General features: G+C 61.9%; 12 protein-coding genes, 1 tRNA gene and 1 pseudogene. 10 read left to right on the top strand and 4 right to left on the bottom strand.

Translation table 11 applies throughout. From position 1 onward, the window contains the following. Positions 1 to 45: 45 nt before the first annotated feature. Positions 46 to 1,470 (top strand): MFS transporter, encoded by a 1,425-nt coding sequence (locus AMK05_RS11220; protein WP_064841338.1) that lies wholly within the window; start codon positions 46 to 48, stop codon positions 1,468 to 1,470. A 179-nt stretch (positions 1,471 to 1,649) separates the two neighbouring features. Here the strand turns inward: AMK05_RS11220 and AMK05_RS35545 are convergent, their stop codons facing one another. Continuing rightward, on the bottom strand, positions 1,650 to 1,901 hold the full coding sequence (locus tag AMK05_RS35545; protein WP_237352088.1) for a hypothetical protein: 252 nt from the start codon (positions 1,899 to 1,901) through the stop codon (positions 1,650 to 1,652). 598 nt (positions 1,902 to 2,499) lie between these two features. Here AMK05_RS35545 and AMK05_RS35970 point away from each other — a divergent pair. Continuing rightward, the gene (locus AMK05_RS35970; protein ID WP_257784949.1) at positions 2,500 to 2,634 is read left to right on the top strand and encodes a hypothetical protein; all 135 of its coding nucleotides are present in this window, start codon (positions 2,500 to 2,502) and stop codon (positions 2,632 to 2,634) included. 496 nt (positions 2,635 to 3,130) lie between these two features. Here the strand turns inward: AMK05_RS35970 and AMK05_RS11205 are convergent. Beyond that, a tRNA-Ser gene (locus tag AMK05_RS11205) sits at positions 3,131 to 3,220 on the bottom strand. Between the two features lie 259 nt (positions 3,221 to 3,479). Between AMK05_RS11205 and AMK05_RS11200 the strand changes: the two genes are divergently transcribed. Beyond that, positions 3,480 to 3,806 carry a GYD domain-containing protein gene (locus AMK05_RS11200; RefSeq protein ID WP_064838520.1) on the top strand — a complete coding sequence of 109 codons (327 nt, stop codon included), beginning with the start codon at positions 3,480 to 3,482 and terminating at the stop codon, positions 3,804 to 3,806. 30 nt (positions 3,807 to 3,836) lie between these two features. Here the strand turns inward: AMK05_RS11200 and AMK05_RS35540 are convergent. Further along, positions 3,837 to 4,039, bottom strand: a pseudogene (locus tag AMK05_RS35540) (hypothetical protein). A 452-nt stretch (positions 4,040 to 4,491) separates the two neighbouring features. On the opposite strand from AMK05_RS35540, the gene AMK05_RS11190 reads away from it, so the two are divergent. The 4 genes from AMK05_RS11190 to AMK05_RS11175 all read left to right on the top strand — a co-directional run bounded on the left by AMK05_RS11190 (position 4,492) and on the right by AMK05_RS11175 (position 8,802). After that, positions 4,492 to 5,586: a septal ring lytic transglycosylase RlpA family protein gene (locus tag AMK05_RS11190; RefSeq protein WP_064838519.1), complete on the top strand. Its 1,095-nt coding sequence runs from the start codon at positions 4,492 to 4,494 to the stop codon at positions 5,584 to 5,586. Positions 5,587 to 5,888: 302 nt separating this feature from the next. Then, positions 5,889 to 6,971 (top strand): D-alanyl-D-alanine carboxypeptidase family protein, encoded by a 1,083-nt coding sequence (locus tag AMK05_RS11185; protein WP_237352214.1) that lies wholly within the window; start codon positions 5,889 to 5,891, stop codon positions 6,969 to 6,971. A gap of 132 nt (positions 6,972 to 7,103) precedes the next feature. Then, entirely contained in the window at positions 7,104 to 7,784 is a 681-nt protein-coding gene (gene tmk, locus AMK05_RS11180) for a dTMP kinase (RefSeq protein ID WP_064838518.1), read from the top strand. Next, positions 7,777 to 8,802, top strand: coding sequence for a DNA polymerase III subunit delta' (locus AMK05_RS11175; RefSeq protein WP_064838517.1), 1,026 nt, complete (start codon positions 7,777 to 7,779; stop codon positions 8,800 to 8,802). The genes tmk and AMK05_RS11175 overlap by 8 nt, the downstream gene beginning before the upstream one ends. Before the next feature lie 106 nt (positions 8,803 to 8,908). Here AMK05_RS11175 and AMK05_RS11170 read toward each other — a convergent pair whose 3' ends face one another. After that, positions 8,909 to 9,697 (bottom strand): sulfite exporter TauE/SafE family protein, encoded by a 789-nt coding sequence (locus AMK05_RS11170; protein WP_064838516.1) that lies wholly within the window; start codon positions 9,695 to 9,697, stop codon positions 8,909 to 8,911. A gap of 234 nt (positions 9,698 to 9,931) precedes the next feature. Here AMK05_RS11170 and metG point away from each other — a divergent pair, with 234 nt between their 5' ends. From metG to AMK05_RS11155, 3 genes are read left to right on the top strand one after another with little or no spacing between them, the layout of a single operon-like run. Further along, positions 9,932 to 11,482, top strand: a complete 1,551-nt coding sequence (metG, locus tag AMK05_RS11165) for a methionine--tRNA ligase (RefSeq protein WP_064838515.1) — start codon at positions 9,932 to 9,934, stop codon at positions 11,480 to 11,482. Positions 11,483 to 11,486: 4 nt separating this feature from the next. After that, on the top strand, positions 11,487 to 12,269 hold the full coding sequence (locus AMK05_RS11160) for a TatD family hydrolase (protein ID WP_064838514.1): 783 nt from the start codon (positions 11,487 to 11,489) through the stop codon (positions 12,267 to 12,269). Positions 12,270 to 12,273: 4 nt separating this feature from the next. Then, the gene (locus tag AMK05_RS11155) at positions 12,274 to 13,098 is read left to right on the top strand and encodes an MBL fold metallo-hydrolase (protein ID WP_064838513.1); all 825 of its coding nucleotides are present in this window, start codon (positions 12,274 to 12,276) and stop codon (positions 13,096 to 13,098) included. The last annotated feature ends 21 nt before the right edge of the window (positions 13,099 to 13,119 follow it).

Raw genomic sequence — 13,119 nt, 5'->3', positions numbered from 1 at the left:
TTTTCCGGCGGCTCCGTTTCCGGGAGCAAGAAAACGGAGTCTACGGTGAAACCGATCATTGCTGAGCCCGGCGAGGCCGTCGCCGAACGCATATTTTCCGTCCGCTGGGCCCTCGCCAGCCTTTCCCTCTCCATGCTGCTGCCATCGCTCGGCACCAGCATCGCCAATGTCGGTCTGCCAAGCCTGGCACAGGGCTTCGACGCCGCCTTCCAGGACGTGCAGTGGGTCGTGCTCGCATATCTCCTTGCCATCACGACGCTGATCGTCAGCGTCGGGCGGCTCGGCGATGTCACCGGCCGGAGACGGCTGCTGCTTATCGGTATCCTGCTCTTCACGCTGGCCTCGGTCCTCTGCGGCCTTGCGCCGACGCTGTGGCTGATGATTGCGGCGCGCGCGCTGCAGGGTCTGGGTGCGGCGATCATGATGGCGCTGACCATGGCCTTTGTCGGTGAAACGGTGCCGAAGGCGACGATCGGCGGCGCCATGGGGCTGCTCGGAACCATGTCGGCGATCGGCACGGCTCTTGGGCCGTCGCTGGGCGGTCTGCTGATCGCCTGTTTCGGTTGGCCGGCAATCTTCCTCGTCAACGTGCCGCTCGGTGCTGCGACCTTCGTTCTCGCCTATCGTTATCTGCCGGACGACGGCGGACAGAAGAAGGATCGGGCCGGATTCGATACCATGGGCACGCTGCTGCTTGCCCTGACGCTTTCGGCCTATGCGCTGGCGATGACGATCGGGCATGGCCGCCTTGGCCTGTTGAACCTCGCCCTGCTGCTCACAGCCGCATTCAGCGCCGGTCTCTTCGTCTTCGCCGAGGCGAGAACGGCATCGCCGCTGATCCGACTTCCGGTGTTCCGCAATCGCGCGCTCACCGCAAGCCTAGCGATGAACGCGCTCGTTTCGACGGTGATGATGGCGACGCTGGTGGTCGCGCCCTTCTATCTCTCGCGTGCGCTCGGACTCGGCGAAGCGCTGGTTGGAGCCGTCATGTCGATCGGTCCCGTGATCTCCATCCTCAGCGGCGTCCCGGCCGGTCGCCTGGTCGACCGTCTGGACGCGCCATTCGTGGTTACCGCAGGGCTCGTCGCCATGGCCGCCGGCTCCATCGCTCTCGCCGTGCTGCCCGGAATTGCCGGCTACATCGCCGGCATCGCGATGCTGACACCCGGCTATCAGCTGTTCCAGGCGGCCAACAACACAGCCGTCATGGCGGATGTGCAGCCGCACCAGCGCGGTGTCATCTCCGGCGTGCTCAACCTGTCGCGCAATCTCGGGCTGATTACCGGCGCATCCGTCATGGGGGCCGTGTTCGCATATGGATCGGCAACGCCCGAGATCGCTACGGCACGTCCCGAGGCCGTGCATGCAGGCATGCAGATCACCTTCGGCGTCGCAGCGGCATTGATCGCCGTCGCGCTCACCATTGCGGCCGGGACCTACCGTCGCCGAACCAGTTCCGAAGGAGCATGACCGCGCTTGGACCGGATCTATCGAGCACAAGCCGTCGGGAATTCAATCTGCCTCAAGCTTACCTGTGAAGCGGTTTCGCCCGTTCCAATAGGAGCAAGCCGGACAAGCCTCGCCGAGCGGATAATCGATTCCCTCTTCGTGAGGGCAACCGAAGATTCCATCCATCGCCGCCACCGATTTCACGTCGTTGTCGCGCAGGATGCCGCGATCTCGGCGATAACGGCGTCGTCTCTTCTCAGATCGCCGGTTTGGGCAAACCATCGGCGCAGATCGACCGGCTCCGCATGCGGCGCCGGGATGATGCTGACGGCCACCTTGGTGGCGCGGCGGTTGTCGGGACCATAGTAAGCGATCGTCCCGATGGGGTAGCCGCGGATGCCCCGCTTGGTCTTTTTTTCGAGCCATTTCCTTGGCTGCCACCCCAATTTCATCGTCGCTGCTCGCTTTTTGTAGTTTGCTTTTCCATCCCGCCTGGTTCGCGGGATACCATTCGGTACCTAGAATATGGGCCGAGGATATGGCGCGCAAGAAGCAATGGATCAGTCTATCCCCGAACGAGAATTCGACCGCGATCGACGCTCTTGAGAAATCGGCGACTATCGCGGCCTGCGAGAAACTCATGCCACCTTCGCCAGCATCTCCATTCCGGGATGACGCTTGCCGGGGGCCCTTCGAATCCTCGAAACTGACGATGTCTCGCCCGCCTGATCGAGGGGGAGCCATATTTGGCAAACGAGTTGCGGGAACGCGCCCGCAGCCTCACTGCTAGCGCGGCCTCCTCAGCCAGCTCGGCGCCAACGGTGCCGAGCTGCAAGCTACTGCCGGCGCGATCCGCGATGCTCCAAGCGCGAGGAAGAGGAGCGGCTGGCGGCGGAACGAAAGCGAAAAGAGGCGGAAGAGGCCCGCGCTCGCCGCGAGCGGCTGAACGCGATCAGACGGCGGGGCGAGGGCGTCTGGCGCGAGATCGAGACCGAGATCGAACGCCGCAAGGCTCCCGGCTATGACGGGGCCGCCAGCCTCCTCATGGACTTGAAGACGATCGCCGGGGAAAACGGCGATACCGCCGATTTCAGCGGCCGCCTGCAGTCGATCTTTGAACGCCACGCTCAAAAGGGGCGCTTCATCGAGCGGCTGAACGCTTTCGGTTGGCACCGCGCATTATAGGCGAAGACGTGGCTGCAAGCCCTGTCGATGGCGGGAGCTGAATCCCCGCCATTGTAGTGATGGCGGTGGTCTCTCCGCGCGTCTTTTTCAGACGCGCGGCGGACACTGCAGCACTCGGAAACTCAGACCAAGGTCCGATCCGTCCCGGACTTCGTGCCCCATACCAACCTTGCCGCCTTGCAATAGGTTTTGCGGGATTGATAAAGTTCGGAGCGTTTGCTGTGACGAAGATTTTCGTTTTGGGGATGATAGTTACACCGGTTGTTTTCTGGGGTTCTGTTGGTGTGCTGATATACTCGATGCTCTCGTGATCGGGTGTCGCATTTTCAGTGCCCCGATCAAGGCAGTTATATGGCTGGGCCTCGTCAGCGGCGTCGGCAACCGCTCAAAGGAAGAGTGAAATTGGTGAGCGATGCCCCTTGAAGAGGATGATCTCGCCCGGATCGACCGTCATTCCTAGACCGTGCGAGGGAGCAAAATCCTGCCGCCGGAAGTATGGCGGAAGAGGTGGGATTCGAACCCACGGTACGGTTTCCCGCACGCCGGTTTTCAAGACCGGTTCCTTAAACCACTCGGACACTCTTCCATCTGATTGAAAGGTTTCAGAAATCCACATTCCGTTGATTTCTGCGAACCGGCTATTGTTTCCGGTTTGCGACCCAATCAGTCGATGGCTGGCTTTTTAGCAGCTTTGCTAGCAGCGTCAACTTGCCCCGCGGCATTTGTCGGCATCTGCGCCGATTGGAGTTCCGGCGCATACGTCTTTGCCCGTGCCGCACATTGGAAATGACTGGCGTTGTCGCCGGCTTGAGCGTTTACTGTGCTGTTCTGGCGGAGGAAAAACCATGGCCATGTATCTCACGCGCTTCAGCTACACGCCCGAAACATGGGCGCGCATGATCGAAAACCCCGAGGATCGCCGGGAGGCGGCCCGTCGCTACATTGAATCGGTGGGCGGCAAGCTCCATGGGTTCTGGTATTCCTTCGGCGAGCATGATGGTTGGAATTTGTGGGAGGCGCCCGACAACGTCTCGATGGCAGCTGTCGCGCTTGCTATCGGCGCCGGTGGGGCAGTCAGTTCCATGGAAACCACCGTTCTGCTCAGCGTCGAGGATACGATCGAAGCCTTGGGAAAGGCAAAGTCGGTTCGGTATCGCCCACCGGCAGCGTAAGGGCGCGGACGTGGCTTAAATTATCCTGTTCTAGCCTCCGTCGGATCCGAGGCCCTTCGGACCGTTGAGCTGGTTCATATCCTCGCAGAGAGATCGGACGTCTCCATCGTCACGGCGAGCGCCGACATCAAGGTTGCGATGTCGTTGTCCCTGTCGGGCTGAGAAAGGGCGCGAGATCGCGCATGCAATTGCTGGCTGACTGTTTCGAGCTGCCTCATGGTTTCAGCGTTCATGGTAATCCTCTGAAGGCCTCTATCTTCAAAGCTCGCAGCGGGCATATCGTTCCCATGCGCCCACCCAGTGTCAAATCAGCGATCTGCGTTGCGCAGGGATGGGCAGGTGGGGCTCGAGCCGCTGTATTGCCGCTTATGACGGACCCGCCGGCGGTGTCTCAATCTGGCGCTTTTCGGGGACTTCAGAGACGGCGAATGTTTACCATTTGCCCCGCATCGGCACGGGAATTTCAGGTCCATTCGCGGCGGCGGCAGGGCAGGGCGACAGGCACCGTGTTAGCGATTTATAAACCATAATCATTAGAATTGTCGCTATCGCTGCGAAATCGTTCGTAAATTTGCCACGAACTTCGCAAGATTAAAGTCTCGTTAGGCGGGCGGGGATAAGGCGTATTGGCCCGGTATGGGGCAAAGTTCCTTAACCATAACGATCTTTGAGCGGCGTGGGACATATGAAATTGGGATACGGGGCGGTGTCTTTCGCGACGACAGCACGGTGGCTGGCGGTATCGGCGATGTGTGCTACGGTTGCGGCGTGCGGCACGACGCAGGCGGTGCCGAAGAAGAAAGCCCACGGCAAAGAATATTTCTCCGAATCCGAATATGGCGTGAAGGCGAGCCCGCGGGTCGCCACCGGCAACAATATTCCCAAGGGCGGCGGCCGTTACATCGTCGGCAATCCTTACGAGGTGAAGGGCAAATGGTATTATCCGAAGGAAGACTTTGCCTATAACAAGGTCGGCGTCGCCTCCTGGTACGGCTCGGCCTTTCACGGGCGGCTGACGGCGAACGGCGAAGTCTACGATCAAATGCATCTTTCCGCCGCCCATCCGACCTTCCCGCTGCCGAGCTATGCGCGTGTCACCAATCTCGAAAGCGGTTCTTCCGTCATCGTGCGCGTCAACGATCGCGGCCCCTATCACGAAGGCCGCATCATCGACCTTTCGAACAAGACCGCCGATATGCTGGATCTGCAGCACAGCGGCACCGGCAAGGTGCGTGTGCAATATGTCGGCCGCGCCCGCATGGACGGCCACGACATGCCCTATCTGATGGCCTCCTATGTGCCGAAGGGCAGCCGCATTCCCGGCGTCAATCCGGAAGGCCAGATCGCAACCGGCGTGATGGTCGCCTCCAACAGCCGGAAGATCACCCGCGACCAGTTGCAGAGTTCGGAGGATTACGAAACGCCGGCCAACGTGCCGGTACCGATGTCGGCGACCTCCTATGCCGGCTCGACGCCGAGCGCGCGCTACAATGCTGCAGCCGCTCCTGCTCCGGGCGCCCATATCCTGGTGGCGCCGGCGGCAGCGTCCGCCAACAATGCCCCGCAAGCCTTCGATCAGATGGTCGTGCTGCCGGAGATCGGTCCCATGCCCTACGAACGGCCCCTGGGCTCGCTTGCGCTCGGTTACCAGAACGAGGACGTGAAGACGGTGACCGTCGATCTCGCCTTCGACGCGGTGATGGTGCGCAATGACGGGCTGACGCAGGAGTCGATTCTTGCTTCGGCCAAGCGTCATCAGGCCAAATTCGCCGCACGCTGAGCGCGGCGATTGCATCGGATTTCCTCTCGCTCTAACCTTCAGACGACACGCCGCTCGATCGATGGAAACACCCGATGCTGAAGCCTGTGCTTCGCCTTTGTTTCACAGCAATTCCGGACGCAAAACCGTTGCGCACTCTTGCTGGAATTGCTCAATCTCTCGTTTTCACCGCAATTCCGGACGCAAAAGCGCTACGCACTTTTGCTGGAATTGCTCTGGCATGCCTCATCCCGTTGACCACCGGAGCGCTTGCGGCCGATAGCGGGGCCGCCGGTTTCGCCACCAAGGCGGCGCAGGCCTATATGATCGAGGCGGCCACCGGCACGGTGCTTCTCGCCAAGAACGAGGATCAGGGCTTTTCGCCGGCTTCGCTCGCCAAGCTGATGACGATGGATCTCGTCTTCGATGCGGTGACGAAGGGCCAGATCACCTTCGATACCGAATATCCCGTTTCCGAATATGCCTGGAGAACCGGCGGTGCGCCGTCGAGGACGGCAACGATGTTTGCCAGCCTCAAATCGCGCGTGCGCGTCGAGGACCTCATCAAAGGCGTCGCCATCCAGGGTGCCAATGACAGCTGCATCATCCTTGCCGAAGGCATGGCCGGAAGCGAGCAGCAATTTGCCGTGTCGATGACGCGGCGCGCCCGTGAGCTCGGCATGGAGAAGGCCGAGTTCGGCAATTCCACCGGCCTTCCCGACGGAAAGAGCAAAGTCACGGCGCGGGAGATGGTGACGCTGGCCACCGCCCTGCAGCAGTCCTATCCCAACCTCTATCCCTATTTTGCGCAGCCGGATTTCGAGTGGAACAAGATCTTCCAGCGCAACCGCAATCCCCTGCTCGGGCTCGATCTCGGCGCGGACGGGCTGGCCACCGGCTTTACCGAGGGCGAGGGCTACTCGATCGTCGCGTCGGTCGAGCGGGACGGCAGGCGGCTGTTTCTGGCGCTTGCCGGCATCGCTTCCGACAAGGAGCGGACGGAGGAGGCCAAGCGCGTGCTCGAATGGGGGCTGACGGCCTTCGAGAACCGGCAGATCTTCGCCGAAAATGAAGTGATCGGTGCCGCCAGCGTCTATGGCGGCATGTCGCGCACCGTCGATCTCGTGGCCAAAGCGCCGGTCAGCGTCTATATCCCAATTAGCAATCCCGACCGGCTGTCGGCGCGCATCATCTATCGCTGGCCGCTGACGGCGCCGGTGACACCAGATACCCAGGCAGGCACGCTCAGGATTTTCGCGGGAACCCGGCTGCTCAGGGAGGTGCCGCTCTATACGGTGCAGGCGGTCGGCGAAGGCTCGCTCAGCAGCCGGGCTGTCGACGCCATGCTGGAACTTGGGGAATCGCTGCTTTTCTCCTGGCTCTGGGAGAAGTCCGCGCCCGGCTGAATGCCGGCTTTGCGATGCAATTTGCCGGGAAAGGTGAATATGTCGCCGCGGCGAAAGGTTTTCCTTCCTGCTGTCTTCGGATAGATAGAAGAAGCAAGGCGCGTGCGGCGCCTGGAATGCGGGAAGTTGTCATTGTCATCCGGTGCGGGATTGTTCGTTACGTTTGAAGGCGGGGAGGGCGCTGGGAAATCCACGCAGATTCGCCGGCTCGCCGAGGCACTGAAGGGCGAAGGCCACGATGTGCTGGTGACGCGGGAACCGGGCGGATCGCCGGGAGCCGAGGCGGTGCGCCACGTGCTGCTGTCGGGGGCCGCCGAAGCCTTCGGCACGCGGATGGAGGCGATCCTTTTTGCGGCGGCACGCAACGACCATGTCGAAGAGGTGATCCGGCCTGCACTGGCCGCCGGCAGAATCGTGCTCTGCGACCGTTTCATGGATTCCTCCCGCGTCTACCAGGGCGTCACCGGCAATCTCGAGCCCGATTTCATCGAGACGCTGCAGCGCATCGCCATCAACGGCGTGATGCCGGATTGCACCGTGATCCTCGACATCCCCGCCAAAATCGGGCTGGAGCGGGCGCAGAAGCGCGCCGCCGCCGACGCTCCCGACCGCTTCGAGAAAGAGCGGCTCGAAACCCACGAGAAACGCCGCGAAGCCTTTCTCGATATTGCCGCCCGCGAGCCGGAGCGCTGTCACGTGATCAACGCCATGCAGAGCGAGGAGGCGATCGCCGCCGAGATTCAGGCGATCGTTCAACAACTGCTGTCGCGGGTAGGCCGCACCCGCACGCCGGAAGCCGCCCATCATGAGTGAGGAAAGGCCCGGACTGCTCGACGGCGCCATCTGGCCGGGGGAAAATACCAGGCTGTTCGGCCACGAGGAGGCGGAGGCCTTCCTTGCGCAATCCTATCGATCCGGCAAGGGTCACCACGCCATCCTGATAGAGGGGCCGGAGGGCATCGGCAAGGCGACGCTTGCCTTCCGCTTCGCCAATCACGTGCTGTCGCATCCCGATCCGGCCACGGCGCCGGAGACGATCGGCGATCCGGATCCTGCCTCTTCCGTCAGCCGGCAGATCACTTCAGGCGCCTCGCACAATCTGCTGCATCTCGCCCGTCCGGTGGATGAAAAGACCGGCAAAGTGAAGTCGGCGATCACCGTCGACGAGGTTCGCCGCGCCGGGAAATTCTTCTCGCAGACCTCGGGCACCGGCAATTGGCGGATCGTCATCATCGATCCGGCCGACGACATGAACCGCAATGCGGCCAACGCCATCCTGAAGATCCTGGAGGAACCGCCGAAGCGGGCGCTGTTCCTGGTGCTCTCGCATGCGCCGGGACGATTGCTGCCGACGATCCGCTCGCGCTGCCTGCCGCTGAAACTGGCGCCGCTTGCCGACGATGCGCTGATGGCGGCGCTTGCGCATCTCGGCATATCCGGCGAGGGCGGAGCGGTGCTTTCGGCTGCCAAGGGCAGCGTCGGCGAAGCGCTGAAACTTTTGAACTACGGCGGCGGAGAGATCATCGCCGCCTATGGCGAGATGCTGTTGGCCGAAGGACCGACGGCCCGCAAGGCCATGCATCGGCTGGCCGACGCGCTTTCGGGCAAAGAAAGCGACACGATCTTCGATTTCTTCGTCAGCCATGTCGGCGACGATATCATGAACCGGGCGCGCGCGGCGGCAGGCGAGGGGCAGATCGCTGCTGCGGAACGGCTGGCGCGCCTCTATTCCGAGATCACCGAGCGGCTGACCATTTCGGATGCCTATAACCTCGACCGCAAACAGACGATCATCAGCATTCTCGCCGATATCAAGCAGCCGGGTCTCTAAGCGCGTCGCATCGCGCTTCAATCCTTAGCGTTATGCATGTCGTGATCCCGGAACCGCTGCACACTTCCGGGCGACATGCATTAAATTTTAAATCCCGATGCTGTGTTCAGCCGGCCAAGAGCTTGCCTGCAACGACGGCAAGTGTTGCGGCAAGGACGATGCGGATGGTGCGTTCGTGTAGCCTCGGCGCCAGCAGGCTGCCGATGATGATGCCGGGGATGGAGCCGATGAGCAGGGCAAACAGCATCGGCCAGTCGATTTCACCGATCAGCCAGTAGCCGGTGCCGCCGATCAGGGTCAGCGGCACCGCATGGACGATATCGGAGCCGACGATTTCGCGCACGTCGAGCCTGGGATAAAGGATCAGCAGGATCGTCACACCCAAGGCGCCGGCACCGACCGAGGTCAGGGTGACGAGGACCCCGAGCAGGAATCCAAGAATGACGGTGAGGGCAAGAATGGTTCTCGGCTGCGGCGGCGTGCGGTGGCCGATGGCGCGGCGCGCCATCTCGAGGATCGGGCCTCGGAAGACCAGCATGATCGCGGTCATGACAAGAAGCCAGCCGAGCGCCGTGGTGATCGTATTGGTGACGCCGATGCTTTTGCGATCGACGCCTGCCAGCAGCCACAGCATCAGCAAAGCGGCCGGCACGCTGCCGATTGCGAGACTGCCGACGATCTTCCAGTTGACGCGCCCGTGCATGCCGTGGACGGCGGTGCCGGCGGTCTTGGTGATCGCCGCATAGAGAAGATCGGTGCCAACGGCGGTTGCGGGATGGACGCCGAAGAGCAGCACCAGCAGCGGCGTCATCAGCGAACCGCCACCGACGCCGGTGATTCCGACAAGCGCGCCGACGAAGAGGCCCGAAAGCGAATAGAGAGGCTCGAATGTCAATCAAGCGCCTCCGACGGCGCGCGGCCACGACTATCCCGGTAGATGAAAACTGGCACTTCGTTCTGTCCCGCCCTCTTTTCCATGACGGGTAGATTGCGGCAGAAGCCGAGTCAAGTTCACTACCCTTCAGTCCCGGAAATCATTGATGGTGGCGAAACTTGATGTTTCGCTTGACGGTGACATGCGCTAAGAGCGGCTGACCATTTTTGTAGAGTTAGCCGGACATTGGCCGCCATGACAGACAAGACCCCCTTCTACATCACCACCGCGATTTCCTATCCGAACGGCAAGCCGCATATCGGCCATGCCTATGAGCTGATCGCGACGGATGCGATGGCGCGCTACCAGCGCCTGGATGGCAGGGACGTGTTCTTCCTGACCGGCACCGACGAACACGGCCAGAAGATGCAGCAGACGGCGCGCGCCGAGGGCATTACCGCCCAGGCGCTCGCCGACCGCAACTCCGGCGAATTCCAGGCGATGGCCAAGCTGCTGAACGCCTCGAACGACGACTTCATCCGCACCACGCAGGAACGCCATCACGAAACGTCGCGCAACATCTGGAACCTGATGGCCGAGAATGGCGACATCTACAAGGATAGCTATGCCGGCTGGTATTCGGTGCGCGACGAGGCCTATTACCAGGAAAACGAGACGGAGCTGCGCGCCGACGGCGTGCGCTACGGACCGCAGGGCACGCCCGTCGAGTGGGTTGAAGAGGCAAGCTATTTCTTCAAGCTCTCCGAATACCAGGAGAAGCTGCTGGCCCATTACGAGGCCAATCCCGATTTCATCGGTCCGGCCGAGCGCCGCAACGAGGTGATCTCCTTTGTTAAATCGGGCTTGAAAGACCTTTCAGTCTCGCGCACGACCTTCGACTGGGGCATCAAGGTGCCCAATGATCCGTCCCACGTCATGTATGTCTGGGTCGACGCACTGACCAACTACATTACCGCCACGGGCTATATCGAGGACAGGAACGGCCCGCGGGCGAAATATTGGCCGGCGGATGTGCACATCATCGGCAAGGACATCATCCGTTTCCACGCCGTCTACTGGCCGGCCTTCCTGATGTCGGCAAAGCTGCCGCTTCCGAAGCGGGTCTTCGCCCACGGCTTCCTGCTCAACAAGGGCGAGAAGATGTCGAAGTCGCTCGGCAATGTCGTCGATCCCGTCAACCTGGTGAACCATTTCGGCCTCGACCAGGTGCGCTACTTCTTCCTGCGCGAAGTATCCTTCGGCCAGGACGGCAGCTACAGCGAAGAGGCGATCGGTACGCGCATCAACTCCGACCTTGCCAACGGCATCGGCAATCTCGCCAGCCGCTCGCTGTCGATGATCGTCAAGAACTGCGACGGCAAGATCCCGGAATGCGGGCCGCTGACCGACGAGGACAAGGCGATGCTGGCGCAGGCCGACGCGCTGCACGCGTCGACGCGCGAGGACATGAGCAAGCAGCAGATCCACCGGGCGCTTGCCTCGATCATCGCGGTCGTGTCCGAGACGGACCGTTATTTTGCCGGCCAGGCGCCGTGGGCGCTGAAGAAGACCGATCCCGAGCGTATGGGCACGGTGCTCTATGTCACGGCCGAAGTGGTGCGCCAGATCGCCATTCTGCTGCAGCCCTTCATGCCGGATTCATCGGGCAAGCTGCTCGATCTGGTCGCGGCAGCCGACGACAAACGCGACTTCGCCGCTCTGGGTGAATCCGGCCGTCTTGTTGCCGGAACGCCGCTCGAAGCGCCAACGCCGGTCTTCCCGCGATACGTGGCTCCGGAGGCTTGAGGCTGTGCTGATCGATACGCATTGCCATCTGGATTTCGCCGACTTCGAGGCGGAGCGCGACGAGATCGTTACGCGCGCCCACCAGGCCGGCGTCAAGCAGATGGTGACGATCTCGACGCGGGTGCGCAAGCTCGACGGGCTGCTTGCGATCACCGAGAAATATCCCTCGGTGTTCTGCTCGGTCGGCACGCATCCGAACAATGCCGACGAAGAGCTGGATATCCAGACGGAAGAGCTGGTGCGCCTTGCCAATGCCCATGAGAAGGTGGTGGCGATCGGCGAGGCCGGCCTTGATTATTTCTACGATACGCAGAAGCCCGAGGACCAGCAGACCGGCTTCCGCCGGCACATCGCGGCGGCGCGCGAGACCCGGCTGCCGCTCGTCATCCACAGCCGCAGTGCCGATGAGGACATGGCGGCAATCCTGACCGAGGAGACGGGGAAGGGGGCCTTCCCCTTCATCCTGCACTGCTTCTCGGCAGGCCCGGAGCTGGCGCGCACCGGCGTTGAGCTCGGCGGCTACGTCTCCTTTTCGGGAATCCTGACCTTCCCGAAGTCGGAAGAGCTGCGCGACATCGCCAGGACGATCCCTCTGGATCGGCTGCTGGTGGAAACGGACGCGCCGTATCTGGCGCCGAAGCGCTGGCGCGGCAAGCGCAACGAACCCTCCTATGTCGTCAACACCGCCGAGGTACTCGCCGAGACGATCGGCCTTTCCTACGCGGAGGTCGCACGGATCACGACGGAGAACGCTTTGCGCCTGTTTACGAAGATGCCGAGGGTCTGAGAGCGTGCTCTACCGGCGGCGCTTCACCATTCTCGGCTGTTCGTCGTCACCGGGCGTGCCGCGCATTACCGGCGACTGGGGCGCCTGCAATCCCGACAATCCGAAGAACCGGCGCACCCGCGCCGCCTTCATGGTGCAGCAATTTGCGCCGGATGGCGGCGTCACCACCGTCGTCATCGACACCGGGCCGGATTTTCGCGAGCAGATGATCAGGGCAGGGGCCGACCATGTCGATGCCGTGCTCTACAGCCATCCGCATGCTGATCATATTCACGGCATTGACGATCTGCGCGGCTATTTTCACAACACCCGCCGCCGGGTGCCGATCTTTGCCGATCAATATACGATGGACAGGCTGCGGGAAGCCTTCGGCTATTGCCTGGAAACGCCGCCGGGCAGCAATTATCCGCCGATCGTGCTGCCTGTTGTCATCGAAAACCTTGACGACCCCATCGAAATCCGCGGCCCCGGCGGCAAGATACAGTTTCATCCGCATTTTCAGCAGCACGGCGATATCCACTCGCTCGGCTTTCGGATCGGCGATGTGGCTTATTGCAGCGATATCAGCGACTTCCCGCCGCAGACTGTCGACAAGCTTCAGAACCTCGATGTGCTGATCATCGACGCGCTGCAATATACCTATCATCCGAGCCATCTGTCGCTGGAACAGTCGCTCGACTGGATCGGCCGGCTGAAGCCGAAACGGGCGATCCTCACCCATATGCACACGCCGCTCGATTACGACGCTGTGATGGCCGAGACGCCGGACCATGTGGTGCCGGCCTATGATCAGATGAGTTTCGAAACCGAGGTCAGGATCGGGGCTTGAGCCCCGACCCAGAGCATGATC

The organism is Rhizobium sp. N324, assembly GCF_001664485.1.
In the GTDB taxonomy this organism is placed as follows: Bacteria; Pseudomonadota; Alphaproteobacteria; order Rhizobiales; family Rhizobiaceae; genus Rhizobium.
This window is presented reverse-complemented; position numbering and strand designations above follow the sequence as displayed.

What these genes read in the sequence shown, in the direction of transcription:
- AMK05_RS11185 (WP_237352214.1), top strand. Translation starts at nt 5,889, where the DNA reads ATGATCGAGGCGGCCACCGGCACGGTGCTTCTCGCCAAGAACGAGGAT.
- AMK05_RS11175 (WP_064838517.1), top strand. Translation starts at nt 7,777, where the DNA reads ATGAGTGAGGAAAGGCCCGGACTGCTCGACGGCGCCATCTGGCCGGGG.
- metG (WP_064838515.1), top strand. Translation starts at nt 9,932, where the DNA reads ATGACAGACAAGACCCCCTTCTACATCACCACCGCGATTTCCTATCCG.
- AMK05_RS11190 (WP_064838519.1), top strand. Translation starts at nt 4,492, where the DNA reads ATGAAATTGGGATACGGGGCGGTGTCTTTCGCGACGACAGCACGGTGG.
- AMK05_RS11200 (WP_064838520.1), top strand. Translation starts at nt 3,480, where the DNA reads ATGGCCATGTATCTCACGCGCTTCAGCTACACGCCCGAAACATGGGCG.
- AMK05_RS35545 (WP_237352088.1), bottom strand. Translation starts at nt 1,901, where the DNA reads ATGAAATTGGGGTGGCAGCCAAGGAAATGGCTCGAAAAAAAGACCAAG.